Below are 13,854 nucleotides of genomic sequence, written 5' to 3'. Positions count from 1 at the left end.
GGTGATCATTCCTGCTGTCTTTACATCACCTGGGCCCGTGCTTTTTCAGCTCGGGCCTATTACTTTGCGCTGGTACGGGCTGCTCATTGCACTCGCCGTTCTCATTGGCCTCAATTTATCGAGTTGGTTGGCTAAACAGAGAAATCTCGAATCGGGATTGATTAGCGATCTGCTGCCCATTCTTGTGTTGGCTGCCATCATCGGCGCGCGTCTTTATTACGTGGCCTTTGAATGGCGCTCTTATCAACATTCCTGGTGGGATGTGTTTGCGATTTGGCAAGGAGGAATTGCGATCCATGGTGCCTTGATCGGAGGCACGATCTCCGTGGTTTTGTTCTGTCGTTGGCGGAGAGTTTCCTTTTGGGATTTGCTCGATGTTTTGGTTCCATCCGTGATTCTTGGCCAAACAATTGGTCGCTGGGGGAACTTTTTCAATTCAGAAGCCTTTGGCATTCCTACCCAATTGCCTTGGAAATTATTCATTCCTGATTCAAGCCGCCCTTCGATATTTGCCGAGTCAGAGTTCTTTCATCCCACATTCCTTTACGAATCTATTTGGAATTTGGCGGTCTTTATCTTGTTGATGACGCTGTTTCAATGGGGGCGTAGCGGGCGCATTTCACTCCCCTCAGGAGCTCTGAGTTGTTTATATCTTCTCTGCTACAGCCTTGGTCGTGTGTGGATTGAGGGTTTGCGAATTGATCCGCTCTGCCTAGGAGGAGTTCCCCCATTTTGCGATGGTGGCTTGAGGATTGCTCAGTTGATGAGCCTCTCATTGCTGTTGCTTGCGGGCTTTGGTTTGTTTTGGCTATACGGGAAACGAAAGTCTTTGCCTGATCCAGGCTTACGCACCCCAGGTACTTCATGACCACAGTGTCGATCGTCGGTGCAGGGCCTGGAGCCCCTGATCTCTTAACGCGACGTGCAGAGAACCGGTTGCAGTCTGCTCAGGTTTTGATTTGGACAGACTCATTGGTGTCTCCTCAGATCGCTGCTCTAGCCCCTGAACACTGCGAAAAGATTCGCAGTAGCACGCTCACGCTTGAGGATGTGCTTCCACTGATGATTGATCGTGCCAAGAAAGGCCTCCAGGTTGTTCGTCTGCACGACGGTGATCCCTGCCTGTACGGAGCTCTTTCAGAGCAAATTTGTGGTTTGAATGACGCTGGTATTTCTGTCGACGTGGTTCCAGGAATCAGCGCCTATCAGGCGACCGCTTCAGCGTTAGGGGCTGAACTCACGATCCCTGGCCTAGTTCAGACGATTGTTCTAGGCAGGGCTGGTGGACGGACTGGTGTGCCGGAAACGGAGAGCTTGGAGAACCTTGCCCGTCTCAAAGCATCGCTCTGCCTCTATCTCAGTGCTCGCCATGTTGAGGAGGTGCAAGCAACATTGTTGAAGCATTATTCGCCTGATACACCGGTTGCGATCGGTCACCGTGTGAGTTGGCCCGATGAATGGCTGCAAGTTGTCCCACTGGACCGCATGGCAGCGATCTCTCAAGAGCAAAATCTGATCCGGACCACTCTTTATGTCGTGAGTCCAGCGTTGAAGGCAGGTCGCCAGCGTTCAAAGCTTTACTCGCCAGACCACGATCACCTGTTCCGCCCTGTTCATTAAGTATCAGGCTTCCCCATTGTGGTTTAAGATTTGCCTTCGGGGCGATTAGCACAGTGGTAGCGCACTTCCTTCACACGGAAGGGGTCACTGGTTCGAATCCAGTATCGCCCATTTTAATCTTTTAATTTCAAATTTACTTGGTTTATTGCCTAGGTCAGGTTTGGATTTGGCTGACAGTTTGGCGAAACGCAACTAAGATTTTTTCATGGTGAATGTATGAAATGTCTGAAGTTAGGGACGCTATCGATCAATCAGATTTCCGTCAGAACGAATTCGCTTCACTCGGCCGTGTCTTAAGGGAAGAGCGGGAAAGGCAAGGGATGACTTGCCAAGCTTTTGCTGATTCGCTCCATATGGGTAAAGAGCAGCTTGCAGCTTTAGAAAATGGAGATCGGGACAGTCTTCCAGAATCCGTTTTTATTTGCGGGATGCTGCGACGAGTCGCGCAGAAATTGGGATTGGATCCCGTTCCATTGGTTCAACAATTCCAATCTCAGCTTCGTGAGACGAAGGGGGTGCCTGCCAAGGGTGTGAGTCGCGAGCGCTCTGGCTCTGCTGATGCACCGCAAGCCAAGCAGGACTCCGCAGCGATGGGTCGCTGGATCAGTAGTGCTGCCGTTCTTTTGCTTCTGGTTGGAGTGACAGCGGTCAGCGCTATTGCCTTTCGTGGCAACCGTCGGCAACCAGCAGCAGTAAGCACTGTGGCTTCGCAGGATCGACCTGTGCCTCAGCCCACTCAAGCTAAAGACAACAATTCAGCCATCAACGTTGGTGTTGATGGTGACAACACGATTCCAGGTCCAATAGCGCTTGTCAGTTCACAACCGAGCTGGGTGTCCGTTCGCAATCGGAGCGGGGAGGTGATCTTTGAGGGCACTCTGAACGAACCGAAACGCTTTGAGGCCGATCAGGGGCTTGAAGTCTTCGCTGGACGACCTGATTTGGTTCGATTTAGTTATGGGGATGCCTCGCCTCATGTCTTGGGCAGCATCGATCAGTTGCGCTGGTACCCCCTCACTCCTGAACCTTGAGCTTGAGATTCAAACCGGTGACCTCTCTAAGAATTGGGGCACAGCTTCCCAAGCTCCACTGCTCAAGACTCAAATCCTGATCAGCCTGTTCTCCGACTAACTCCAGGACAAGATTTTCGTTTTTGACGTTGACCAGCAAGCTTTTGACCACCGGCTCTGGACGTCGATCGAGGGCAACCGCCAGTCTGAGCAGTAAGGCCATCTCCGAGACCGTGCGTCGATTGTCACGACTTTGAAGCGCCTGCCAAGATTCATGCCGTTTTTTGGGAAGGCTGCGGCGGTGATAGCGCGCGATGGCAGCCACCATCAAATGCTCCGCTTCTGAATAGCCCAGAAGTTCGCCATGGCGGATGAGATACCAGGAGTGCTTGTGATAAGCGCTGAGATTGATGTGTTGGCCGCAGGCATGAAGCATCGCTGCAGCCCACAGCAAGTCGCGGCCTGAGTCATCGTCATGATGCAGATGGCCTTTGGTGTTGTCATAGAGAGTGAGTGCATGGCAGGCCACACGCTCGGCTCGTTGTTGATTGACGGCAAAACGCTGCGCCTGATGGATCACGGTGCGCTGTCGAATGCTGCTTTGAAAACTGAAACGGTCTTCTAGGAGTCCGTTACGCAACATCCAATCCACGATGAGGCCTTCGCGGAGAGCTCGTTCACTCAGAACAAGTTCATTGGCTCCCAACATCTGCATGCTGGTTTGCAGAATTAAGGCACCTGGGACAATGATCTCCGCACGTCGATCGTTGATCGGTGCCAACCCTTTGCGTTGCTCTGGTGTCATCACCACCAAACGATCAACGACCCTGTCGAGACGTTGTTTGCTGACCCGATAGCCGTGAAGCTTCAGCGGTGGCCGATCCTCCTCGCTGGCGGCTAGGGCCCCTATGGCCATCGCGGTGCCACTGGTGGCCACCATCACTGGTGTTTCCTCAGGTTTGATCCGCCGAAGCACTTTGTTAACTGCAGGCTCTAAGGACCCTTGGATGAAGGCTTGAAGAAAGGTCCGACGCTGCTGGGGAATCGGGTCATCTTTGACAAAATCCCGCTGGAGTCGCACCGCGCCAACCCTTGTGCTTGTGAGTGCTCGAGCATCACGACCATCCGCAAGAATCAACTCTGTAGATCCGCCTCCGATGTCCAGCACGAGATGCGGACAGTCTCCAAAAGGCATGCCTGAGAGGACTCCTAGGTAGATCAAGCGGGCTTCTTCTGGGCCACTTATGAGATCCACTTCAAGTTCGAGCTGATCCTGAATCGCTTGTAAAAAATCCCGTCCATTCGGGGCTTCACGCACCGCGCTGGTGGCAGCGGTCACGATCTGTTCAACCTGGTGACTCAGAGCGAGCTCGCGAAAACGACGCAGCGCTTCGAGCCCGCGTTCTATTGCGGCCTCTGAGAGGTTGCCTGTCTCGGGATCTCTTTCGCCTAGCCGAGTGGTGGACTTCTCAGCCAACTCGATGCTGAAGGTTCGTAGCTCAGGATCAACAGAGGCCACCAAGAGGTGGGTGGAATTGGTGCCGATATCAATCGCGGCAATCTTCCTCAAGGCTCGACCGTTCTGCATGCTCGGCCCTGCTGTCACTTGAAGCACTGCGCTGAAAGCCCATCCACTTTGCCCTAAGCAGACATCAAGAACCTCTGCTTAGGGTTGCCCCACTGGAGTTCTTTTTGTCAGTCAGCTCCGCCAAGCGCATGTTGTTTCGTCAAATCTTGGCTCCATGGGTTGCCCTTTTGCGTTGGAACAAGCCCAGCGGAAGACTGATCTTGCTGATTCCAGCTGGTTGGAGTCTCTGGCTCACTCCGAATGCACCGCCCTCAGGGGCCCTCGTGGTGATGATCATGCTCGGCGGCCTGGCGGTCAGTGGGGCTGGCTGTATTGCCAATGACTTATGGGATCGCCGCATCGATCTCCATGTGGAACGCACCAAACAGCGTCCACTCGCACAGGGAAGTTTGAGCGTTGCCCAGGCCGTCGTTGCGTTGATCGTGCTGCTGGTCATCAGTTTGATCGTGGTGCTGAGCTTGCCGGCTTCCGTGCGCAACCTCTGCCTTTTGCTGGCTTGTTTCGCCCTGCCGCCAATCTTGATCTATCCGTCCGCTAAGCGTTGGTTCGCCTACCCCCAAGCGGTCCTGGCTTTGTGCTGGGGTTTCGCGGTGTTGATTCCTTGGGCGGCTCAAACCGGAGTTTTTAACGGCGGTTGGCCCCTGGCAGGTTGTTGGGTTGCCACCCTGCTTTGGACGTTTTCTTTTGACACGGTGTACGCGATGGCGGATCGTCCGGATGACGCCCGGATGGATTTAAACAGCAGCGCACTGACCCTTGGTTCGTCTGTCTTGCGCGTCGTGGGTGTCACCTATGGGCTCTCGATGCTGGCCCTGGCTGTTGCCGCTGCTTTCGCAGGAATCGGAGTTATTTTCTGGCCGTTCTGGTTGGTGGTGGCCTTCGGGATGCAGCGTGCAACTCGAGCGCTTAAAAGTGTGAAGCAGCAGCCCATGTCGGCGTATGGCGTTCATTTCAGTCACCAGGTTCGTTTGGGCGCACTGTTGTTGTTGGGTCTTGTTCTCGGGCGGCTGGGCTGATGCACAACACCGATCGGTCTGAGTTGTTGCTACGCCCTCTTCAGACTGGTGATGAGGTGGCCGTCGTGGCTGCTAGCTCTGCGCTTGACAACACTGAAAACCTTTTGCGAGGGATCTCGATCCTGGACAGCTGGGGATTGCGAATCCGTCCGGATGTGATCAGTCAACGGCGCTGGGGCTATCTGGCCGGACGGGATGACGAACGTCTTAGTGATTTTCAATCGGTTCCCAATGCATCCCTCTTGGCCTGTGCCCGCGGTGGCTGGGGCGCTGCCAGGCTTTTGGAACATCCTTTCTTTTGGCAGCCAGGATGGTTGCTGGGCTTTTCGGACGTAACGGCACTGCTCTGCGCTCGTATGGCAGCAGGTGTAAGCGGTGGAGTTCATGGGCCCTTAATCACGACCCTCGCCGATGAACCCGAGTGGAGCCAGCGGAGATTGCATGATGTGCTCTTTGGCCACCCTCTGCTGGATCTTCAAGGGCTGCCCTGGCGGGGAGGCGTGGCTGTAGGCCCGTTGTTAACGCTGAATTTAACGGTGGCTTCCCACTTGATCGGGACTCCTTTCCTTCCTGATCTGAGTGGAGTTGTGTTGGTTATAGAAGACATCGGCGAAGCTCCTTATCGCATTGATCGCATGCTCACGCAGTGGCGATTAGCCGGACTGCTGCAATCGCTTGCCGGTCTTGGCTTCGGTCGATTCCTGGGCTGCGATCACGATTCGGACTCTGGTGGTTTCAGCTTGGAAGAGGTGTTGCTAGAGCGCACCGCTGACTTAGGGATCCCTGTGGTGGCCAACCTGCTTGTGGGGCACGGTCCGGGGGGGAATGCAGCGTTGCCAGTTGGTGCGATCGCGACCCTCGATGGCGATCAGGGTGTCTTGAGCGTGGGGGCTAACCCTGGAGTTCAGCCAGCACCGCTGCAGCCACAGTGAGATCGAAAGGGGTCGTGACTTTGATATTGGAGGGACCAGCATCAAGAACGTTGACCGGCCATCCCAAGCGCTCGTAAAGGGAGGCATCATCGGTGACAGTCCAGCCGTTCGCACGGGCCTCACGATGCCCCTGGCGGAGTTCATCCACTGAAAAGGCTTGCGGAGTCTGGGCCGCCCACAGCTCTGAGCGATTTGGGGTCGCTGTGATCACGCCTGATTCATCCACTTGTTTAATCGTGTCGGTGACAGGGGTCGCAGCAATCACGGCCTTGCCGCCGCGAACGGCTGCTGCACAGCGGTTAAACAAGTCGGGTGAGGCGAGACAGCGGGCCCCGTCATGGATCAGTACATGTCGAGCTTCGTCTGGTAATCCGGCCAGTCCCCGCTCTACTGACTCCTGACGACTGTCTCCGCCGGCAATCCAAGCGACGGGTTTGGGAGCGCCTTCCACGAGAGCAAGAATCTCGGAACGGTCAATCTCCTGACCAATGATTCCGATCCAATGGATCGTCTCAGCTGCAAGAGCTGCTTGCAGTGTCCATGCCAGAACGGGTTGTCCAGACAGGGGCAGCAGCAGCTTGTTGCGGGTCGCCCCCATCCGCCGCCCACTACCAGCGGCTGCGATCAACAGATGCATAAGCGACTCCTGTTTTCAACAACCTGAAACGGCCTCCATACAATCAGCTCGCACCACTTGTGCTGTTGTTTCATGCGCCTTCTCGTTTTAAGCCCAGGAACAGCTCAACAGCAGCTTGAGCGTATGCCTGCAATAGCAGCCTGTGCCAACGAGCTTGGGGCTTCGATCCAAGTGGCCTGCTCCCCTGCCTACGGATCACTGTGGACGTTGCTGTCTTCGGTTGAAAAAATCATTCCCTTTGACTTTGCTGCAAGTTTGACCATGGCCGATTGGGCGAATCTTCTCGGCTCAGTCCGAGAACCTGATTTCCAGGTTTGCCTCAATTTTGCTGAGGGACGTCAGGTGAATCTGATGCTGTCGATGAGCCATATCCCAACGCGGGTTTCAGAAGCTGGATTTGCCTCCACTGCTGTGGCCAGCAAGGCTGAAGGCTGGAGTGCGCAACGCCTTTCTGGATTTCTGGCTCCGATCGGTCTCAGCTTGGATGCCGCGGCATTTCGGATCAGCTTGCCTGCAGCGCTGATGAACAGCGCGCGCGAACGGCAGCCACAGGGAGATGGACCTTTGTTGTTGCTCCAACCCGCTGAAACCCCAGGAGATTGGCCAGCAGAACGCTGGAAGCAACTACCTCTCACAATTAAAGACAAGCTTCCTGGTTTGCGAACCATTCATCTCGGAGACAACAGTTCGCTTTCAGAGAGAGCAGCTCAGATTGCCTGTGCCGACGTGGTGTTGACCAGTTGTCCTGTGACCAGTTTGTTGACCGCATTTTGCGGAGTGCCATTGGTTGCACTCGGACTGTCTGACGATCAACTTCCGGAGCGGGATGTGATTCGGCATCTCGGTCATGACGAGCTCCGATCTCTCTCTGAAGCTGATGTGCTTCAGGCGATGGGCTTCTGATGAAGAGGCCACGACGGAAGTCGCAACAACGCCGTCGGCTGCAGCGCTACCCCACTCAGTTTTATCGCCCTCAGCTACGCCAGCTGGCCAGGCCATGGCTGTTACCCGTCGTAGCCCTATCCATTGTGATTTTGGGCGGAGCTATCGGGTATCGGATCACGGAGGGTTGGGACTGGGGTGATTGCTTGTGGATGGTGCTGATCACGATCAGCACCATTGGTTATGGCGAAGTGGAGCCCCTCTCCCAGGCCGGACGGCTGGTGACGGTTTTGATCGTGGCAGGGGGCATCGTGGTGGTGCAGCTCTCGATTCAAAAGATTCTTGGCCTGACAGAATCTGGATACTTCCGCCAATTGCGGGAGTTGAGGTTTCGCCGAAACCTGCGGCGTATGAACAACCATGTGATTCTTTGCGGGTATGGCCGCATTGGCCGGGAGATTGCCGAACAGCTTCTCCTGGAGGCCGTTCCTGTGCTGGTAGTCGAGATGGATTCGGCTCGACGGCAGGCGGCCGAGGAGCGCGGTTTGCCTGTGCTCCAGGCTGATGCCACTCTCGATGAGACCCTCATTGAGGCTGGACTCCATCGCTGCCGCAGCCTGGTGGCGGCTCTGCCTAGCGATGCCGCCAATCTGTATGTCACGCTCAGCGCCCGAGGCTTGGAGCCTGGATGCCGGCTCATTGCCCGAGCTGATGGCGAAGAAGCGGCAGCAAAGCTTGAACTCGCTGGAGCCACGGTTGTGGTGAGTCCCTACGTTGCTGGGGGCAGGGTGATGGCAGCCACAGCGCTTCGGCCTTTGGCGGTGGATTTCATGGATCTGTTATGGATCTGTTGTCTGGGTCGGAATTTGAAATTGAAGAATTTCGGTTAAGTCGTGATCCATTCCTTGTGGGTCACCTGGCCAGCAAGAGCTTGTCGGAGCTTCAGCTGGGCCGCCGCAGTGGGGCCATGGTGCTGGCCATCCGTGATGGCAGCTCATTGAAGGGAAATCCCAGTGGGGAAGAACGGCTTGGCCCTGGTCAACTTCTTGTGGTGATGGGGAGCCAGAAGCAGCTGGAGTTATTCCGCAATTTGCTGGGTGATGCCATCGACACGATTGAAACCATGCGGGGCACTTAGCTGGCCTTGATGACTGAAAGGGCCAACGATCCCTACGATCACACGATCGTAAAAAAAAGCGTTCATGAGTTCATCCGCTTCTCTTGACGGTCAAATCGCTCTTGTCACCGGTGCAAGTCGTGGCATCGGTCGTGCAGTGGCCTTGGCTTTGGCCGGTGAGGGCGCAGAAGTCGTGGTGAATTACGCCAGTTCTCCCGACGCGGCTGAGGCAGTGGTTGCCGAGATTCAGGCCAACGGAGGCTCCGCTTATGCGCTCCAGGCCGACGTAGCCGATGAGGCCTCAGTCGAAGACTTGATCAAAACGGTGTTGAAGCGCAGTGGACGCATTGACGTGCTGGTGAATAACGCGGGGATTACGCGGGATGGCTTGTTGATGAGGATGAAAACCGAGGATTGGCAGGCGGTGATCAATCTCAATCTCACCGGAGTCTTCCTCTGTACGAGGGCAGTGACTCGCCCAATGTTGAAGCAGAGGAGTGGTCGCATCATCAACATCACCTCGGTGGTTGGGCTGATGGGCAACGCTGGACAAGCCAATTACGCAGCAGCCAAAGCCGGTGTTGTGGGACTCACGCGAAGTAGCGCCAAAGAGATGGCAAGCCGTGGAATCACGGTGAATGCCGTTGCACCTGGTTTCATTGCCACCGATATGACGAAAGATCTTGAGGCAGACGCCATCCTTGCTGCCATTCCTTTGGGACGGTTTGGGACTCCAGATCAAGTGGCTGGAACCGTGAGGTTTTTGGCTGCGGACCCCGCAGCCGCTTACATCACGGGACAAGTCCTACAGGTGGATGGTGGGATGGTGATGAGTTGAGTTTCAGCTCTGGAGAGGCTGACCGAGCTCTTCTCTTAAGCGGCGAATGCGCTGCAGCAACTTCAATCTCCGACTGCGATCCGTCGCCGTGAGATAAATGCGAAGTGGCACATAGACCAAAGTCATGGTTGCAGCCATTGCAGCCATGAGTACGAAGAACAGCGCTCCGGAATCCTTCATGATCAAACCTTAACCAGACGTTTTGCGCCGTTGGTCGATGGATTCGGCTTTCCCCACTTCCGAGAGGAGCGGTTGGTCATAGACCCTGGAAGGGATTGACCCTCGGGTTCCTGACACTATGGCCAAACTTCTCAGCTTCTCGAACGAATCACGTGAGTCCCTCGAGCGAGGCATGAACGCCCTTGCTGACGCCGTTCGGGTCACGATCGGACCTAGAGGCCGCAATGTAGTGCTCGAGAAGTCCTACGGCTCGCCCGATATCGTTAATGACGGTGACACGATCGCCAAAGAAATCGAACTTGCAGATCCGTTCGAAAATATTGGAGCGAAGCTGATCCAGCAGGTGGCATCCAAGACCAAGGACAAAGCTGGAGATGGCACCACAACGGCCACCGTGCTCGCTCAAGCGATGGTGGAGGAGGGGCTTCGTAATACAGCTGCTGGTGCTAGCCCGATCGAACTTCGCCGGGGCATGGAAAAAGCTGTGGCTGCTGTGGTCGCGAGCCTGAATCGGCGCAGTCAGTCCGTGAGCGGCGATGCGATTCGCCAGGTTGCCACGGTCAGTTCAGGCGGGGATGAGGAGGTGGGTCGCATGGTTGCCGAGGCCATGGACAGGGTGAGCTTTGACGGTGTGATCACCGTTGAGGAATCCAAGTCTCTAGCCACTGAGCTTGAAGTCACAGAAGGAATGGCCTTTGATCGCGGCTACAGCTCCCCCTACTTCGTCACAGATGGTGACCGCCAGATTTGTGAATTCGAGAATGCGTTACTGCTTCTCACCGATCGCAAGATCAGCTCGGTGACTGATTTGGTTCCGGTGTTGGAAACGGTTCAGAAATCAGGCTCTCCTTTGGTCATTTTGGCTGAAGAAGTTGATGGTGAAGCCCTAGCAACCCTGGTGGTGAATAAGAACCGAGGGGTGTTGCAGGTGGCTGCCGTGCGTGCTCCGTCGTTTGGCGAGCGTCGCAAAGCGGCTCTCGCTGACATCGCTGTGCTCACAGGCGGTCAAGTCATTAGCGAAGACAGGGCGATGACCCTCGACAAGGTGACGATGGACGACCTAGGACGGGCACGCAGGATCACGATCAGCAAGGACAGCACCACAATCGTGGCCAGCGATGACAGCAAAGATGCCGTCAGCGCCCGCGTTGCCTCGATTAGACGCGAGCTCGAGAATACGGATTCGGAGTACGACCAAGAGAAACTCAACGAGCGCATCGCCAAGCTCGCTGGAGGAGTGGCCGTCATCAAGGTTGGCGCCCCAACAGAGACGGAGCTCAAAAACCGCAAACTACGCATTGAGGATGCTCTCAATGCCACCCGTGCAGCTGTGGAGGAAGGCATTGTTGCTGGAGGCGGATCCACCCTTCTGCACATCGCGTCAGAACTCGATGCTCTGTCCTCTGGGTTGGAAGGTGATCAAAAGACAGGTGTCGAAATCGTTCAGCGTGCCCTGAGCGCTCCCCTGCGTCAGATCGCTGAAAATGCAGGCTCTAACGGTGACGTGGTAGTGGATCGCGTCCGCAATAGCGGACAGGGATTCAACGCTCTCACCGGAACCTATGAAGACCTCATGAATGCAGGAATTCTGGATGCATCCAAGGTGGTTCGTCTTGCGCTTCAGGATGCGGTCTCGATTGCATCTCTGGTGGTAACCACTGAAGTTGTGGTGGCAGATAAGCCTGAGCCCCCTGCTCCTGCAGGTGGCGGTGGTGACCCCATGGGCGGTATGGGTGGTATGGATCCCATGGGCGGCATGGGCGGCATGGGAATGATGTAATTCCGCGATTGGGATCCCCTTAAAGGGATCCCACCAGTCGAGAGTGGATTCGACACACCGATAAGGCTTCACGGGGTGGGTGGCTGCACAGTCTCCCCAATTCTCGATTTAGGGCCTGGAGTTCTGTGATCTGCAAGCCTCCTATTGGCAGACCGAAGAAGGCTCCGCTGAGGACGACAGGAAAAGCAAATTTGAGCAACATGCCCGAGTCTTGCGAGACTCAATCACTCTGCCTGTTCAAGGTCCTGAGGTAATCGGCCACTTGGAGGTCGACGCCAGTAATCGCCGTGCCAACGACAACAAGATCAGCTCCATGTTCAAGGGCCTTGAGAGCTGAATCAGGCGACTTAAGGCCCCCCTCACAAATCAATGTCACCCGGTCGGGCAGTTGATCTCTCAAGGGAGAGATCAAGTTGTAGCCGGGAGGATTTTGTTGTGCTGTTTGCTCGGTGTATCCATAGAGGGTGGTTCCCACCCATTCGCATCCCAGGGATGCCGCGATTAATCCGTTTTCGATGGAGTCCACATCTGCCATGAGTGGTGCTCCTAGGTCTTCTTTCGACCTTTGAATGAGTGCAGCAAGCTCTTCCTTTTCTGGCCTTTGGCGCGCCGTGGCATCGAGGGCGATGACGTCAGCACCGGCTGCCCAGACCGCTTGAATGTCCTCCCAGCGAGGTGTGATGTAGACCGAGCTGTCTGGAAAGGTGCGCTTCCATAGGCCAATGATCAGCGCGTTAGGACAGCGGTTGCGTACAGCCCCGATGTGCTCTGGGCTCTCCAGGCGCACACCAGTTGCCCCGTTGCGAAGACTGGCTTCAGCCATGGCCGCAATCACGTCGGGATGCCGCATGGGTGATCCTTCCGGAGCCTGAACGGACACGATCAGGCCACCCTCAAGCTGGGCGCGGGATGGAATGGGCATGGTGCTCAGGATGCCTGCAGATCTTGGACTGCTGAGGACGCAACCATCCAGCGACGAAAGCGCTGAGCCCCGAGTGCAATCGGAGGGGGTGCGATGGCGAGTGGCGGATTTGAACAACGATCAGCCAGCTCTTCAATCACCCCAGCCTCATCATTGGAGTGACTCGGAAGGGGTGCCACGTGTAACGCCGGTGTCTCTGTTTCGACCGTTGGATCGCTGACGAGAGAGAGGTCTTGGATCTTTGGACTCACCTCTGAACTCAGGGGAGAGGGGAGAGCGTCTGGGGAGGATTCAGCCGTTCGTTTGGGAAGAGAGCTCACCCCATAGCGATGCACCCACTGCACTTCTAATTGCTCGATAAGGGGGGTTTCTCTTAATTCATTGGCGACCAGCAAGCGACGCTGCAGGTCTAGTTGGCGGGGGTTCAGGGGCTGAAACGAAGAGACAGACACGGAATCAAGAGAGTTTGCGGTTGAGCAGTGGTCGGATGAGGAGAAACAGCCCCACGGTGAGCCCGGTCAAGACCAATAAGCAGGTCTGTCCTGTGACTGACCCATAGGGTGCGTCCAAGAGAACCACTGAAAGATCGAGAGGGCCTGCATAGGCCGCTCGAATTGGTTCTATCGCGAAGGTAAGGGGATTTAGGGCTGCTAGCCAGCCCATCCACACAGGCATAAAGCTGAGAGGTGCCAATGCGGTGCTTGCAAAGAGCAGAGGAAGATTGGCGACAAAAATCACCGCAATCAACTCAATGTGACCCGGCAAGGCAAAGGCCAAGCCCAGACTTAAGGCCGTTACGGCAAACACCAACAGCAGCAGGGTGAACAGAACGAGCAGGAGACCACCAGCTCCAGGCCATCCATATCCGAGCAATGCCGCTGTCACCATGATCGCCAAACTCTGCACAAGGCTCAACGTGGTGATGAAAATCACCGAAGCGAAGACAATGGAACTTCGACTTCTTAAGGGCGCAACAAGAAGTCGGTTGAGAAAGCCAAATTCGCGGTCAAACATGACCGGAAGTCCTGCATTGAGTGCACCGCTGAACGCTGTGAACACAATCACTCCAGCCCCCAGAAAGCGCCCGTAGCTCATGCCGCCGGGCAATAGGCCCTCAGGAGCCTTAGAGAACAGAGCTCCAAATAAAATCAACCAGATCAGTGGCTGCAGAACTCCGGCAATCAGTGTGGAGGGACGCCGTTTGAGCTGCACGAAGAGGCGACGCGTTAGAGCTGTCGTTTCCTGGATGAGCTCCGTCAAAGCTCCTCGTGAGGACACTTGGCTGGCATCGATCTGAAGAAGGGGTGTGGTCATGGGGCGCACTGATGGAAA

General features: G+C 55.7%; 14 protein-coding genes, 1 tRNA gene and 1 pseudogene. 10 read left to right on the top strand and 6 right to left on the bottom strand.

Annotated elements, in window-relative coordinates:
* Position 1: 1 nt before the first annotated feature.
* The 4 genes from lgt (at position 2) to SynPROS91_RS08785 (ending at position 2,651) form a co-directional block, all read left to right on the top strand.
* Positions 2-868, top strand: a complete 867-nt coding sequence (lgt, locus tag SynPROS91_RS08800) for a prolipoprotein diacylglyceryl transferase (protein ID WP_186516093.1) — start codon at positions 2-4, stop codon at positions 866-868.
* Positions 865-1,620, top strand: a complete 756-nt coding sequence (gene cobM, locus SynPROS91_RS08795) for a precorrin-4 C(11)-methyltransferase (RefSeq protein ID WP_186516092.1) — start codon at positions 865-867, stop codon at positions 1,618-1,620. The genes lgt and cobM overlap by 4 nt, the downstream gene beginning before the upstream one ends.
* Before the next feature lie 39 nt (positions 1,621-1,659).
* Positions 1,660-1,731: transfer RNA gene (locus tag SynPROS91_RS08790), tRNA-Val, on the top strand.
* Between the two features lie 110 nt (positions 1,732-1,841).
* Entirely contained in the window at positions 1,842-2,651 is an 810-nt protein-coding gene (locus SynPROS91_RS08785; RefSeq protein ID WP_186516091.1) for a helix-turn-helix domain-containing protein, read from the top strand.
* On the opposite strand, the gene SynPROS91_RS08780 is transcribed toward SynPROS91_RS08785, so the two are convergent.
* Positions 2,635-4,218, bottom strand: a complete 1,584-nt coding sequence (locus tag SynPROS91_RS08780; RefSeq protein ID WP_255439708.1) for a Ppx/GppA phosphatase family protein — start codon at positions 4,216-4,218, stop codon at positions 2,635-2,637. The two genes, SynPROS91_RS08785 and SynPROS91_RS08780, sit on opposite strands and share 17 nt — an antisense overlap.
* A gap of 128 nt (positions 4,219-4,346) precedes the next feature.
* Between SynPROS91_RS08780 and SynPROS91_RS08775 the strand changes: the two genes are divergently transcribed.
* Both SynPROS91_RS08775 and SynPROS91_RS08770 read left to right on the top strand, forming a co-directional pair.
* Positions 4,347-5,234 (top strand): 4-hydroxybenzoate polyprenyltransferase, encoded by an 888-nt coding sequence (locus SynPROS91_RS08775; RefSeq protein WP_186519658.1) that lies wholly within the window; start codon positions 4,347-4,349, stop codon positions 5,232-5,234.
* A complete protein-coding gene (locus SynPROS91_RS08770; RefSeq protein ID WP_186516089.1) occupies positions 5,234-6,166 on the top strand; it encodes an LD-carboxypeptidase in 933 nt (310 codons plus the stop codon). The genes SynPROS91_RS08775 and SynPROS91_RS08770 overlap by 1 nt, the downstream gene beginning before the upstream one ends.
* Here the strand turns inward: SynPROS91_RS08770 and ispD are convergent.
* On the bottom strand, positions 6,126-6,803 hold the full coding sequence (gene ispD, locus SynPROS91_RS08765) for a 2-C-methyl-D-erythritol 4-phosphate cytidylyltransferase (protein ID WP_186516088.1): 678 nt from the start codon (positions 6,801-6,803) through the stop codon (positions 6,126-6,128). The genes SynPROS91_RS08770 and ispD overlap by 41 nt on opposite strands.
* Positions 6,804-6,875: 72 nt before the next feature.
* Here ispD and SynPROS91_RS08760 point away from each other — a divergent pair, with 72 nt between their 5' ends.
* The 3 genes and pseudogenes from SynPROS91_RS08760 to fabG all read left to right on the top strand — a co-directional run bounded on the left by SynPROS91_RS08760 (position 6,876) and on the right by fabG (position 9,640).
* Positions 6,876-7,706 carry a glycosyltransferase family 9 protein gene (locus tag SynPROS91_RS08760; RefSeq protein ID WP_186516087.1) on the top strand — a complete coding sequence of 277 codons (831 nt, stop codon included), beginning with the start codon at positions 6,876-6,878 and terminating at the stop codon, positions 7,704-7,706.
* A pseudogene (locus SynPROS91_RS08755) lies at positions 7,706-8,823 on the top strand (TrkA family potassium uptake protein). The gene SynPROS91_RS08760 and the pseudogene SynPROS91_RS08755 overlap by 1 nt, the downstream one beginning before the upstream one ends.
* 64 nt (positions 8,824-8,887) lie before the next feature.
* The gene (fabG, locus tag SynPROS91_RS08750) at positions 8,888-9,640 is read left to right on the top strand and encodes a 3-oxoacyl-[acyl-carrier-protein] reductase (protein ID WP_186516086.1); all 753 of its coding nucleotides are present in this window, start codon (positions 8,888-8,890) and stop codon (positions 9,638-9,640) included.
* 3 nt (positions 9,641-9,643) lie between these two features.
* Here fabG and SynPROS91_RS08745 read toward each other — a convergent pair whose 3' ends face one another.
* Positions 9,644-9,820, bottom strand: coding sequence for a hypothetical protein (locus tag SynPROS91_RS08745; protein WP_186516085.1), 177 nt, complete (start codon positions 9,818-9,820; stop codon positions 9,644-9,646).
* Positions 9,821-9,938: 118 nt separating this feature from the next.
* On the opposite strand from SynPROS91_RS08745, the gene groL reads away from it, so the two are divergent.
* A complete protein-coding gene (gene groL / locus SynPROS91_RS08740; RefSeq protein ID WP_186516084.1) occupies positions 9,939-11,600 on the top strand; it encodes a chaperonin GroEL in 1,662 nt (553 codons plus the stop codon).
* 220 nt (positions 11,601-11,820) lie between these two features.
* Here groL and SynPROS91_RS08735 read toward each other — a convergent pair whose 3' ends face one another.
* The 3 genes from SynPROS91_RS08735 to SynPROS91_RS08725 are packed head-to-tail and all read right to left on the bottom strand — an operon-like array spanning position 11,821 to position 13,836.
* A complete protein-coding gene (locus SynPROS91_RS08735) occupies positions 11,821-12,522 on the bottom strand; it encodes an N-acetylmannosamine-6-phosphate 2-epimerase (protein WP_186516083.1) in 702 nt (233 codons plus the stop codon).
* A 5-nt stretch (positions 12,523-12,527) separates the two neighbouring features.
* Positions 12,528-12,974: a hypothetical protein gene (locus SynPROS91_RS08730; protein ID WP_186516082.1), complete on the bottom strand. Its 447-nt coding sequence runs from the start codon at positions 12,972-12,974 to the stop codon at positions 12,528-12,530.
* Between the two features lie 4 nt (positions 12,975-12,978).
* Positions 12,979-13,836, bottom strand: a complete 858-nt coding sequence (locus SynPROS91_RS08725; protein ID WP_186516081.1) for an ABC transporter permease — start codon at positions 13,834-13,836, stop codon at positions 12,979-12,981.
* Positions 13,837-13,854: the final 18 nt, after the last annotated feature.

Source organism: Synechococcus sp. PROS-9-1, from assembly GCF_014279775.1.
Taxonomy (GTDB): domain Bacteria; phylum Cyanobacteriota; class Cyanobacteriia; order PCC-6307; family Cyanobiaceae; genus Synechococcus_C.
The sequence above is the reverse complement of the archived record's forward strand: the minus strand, read 5'-3'. Positions and strand labels throughout refer to the sequence as shown.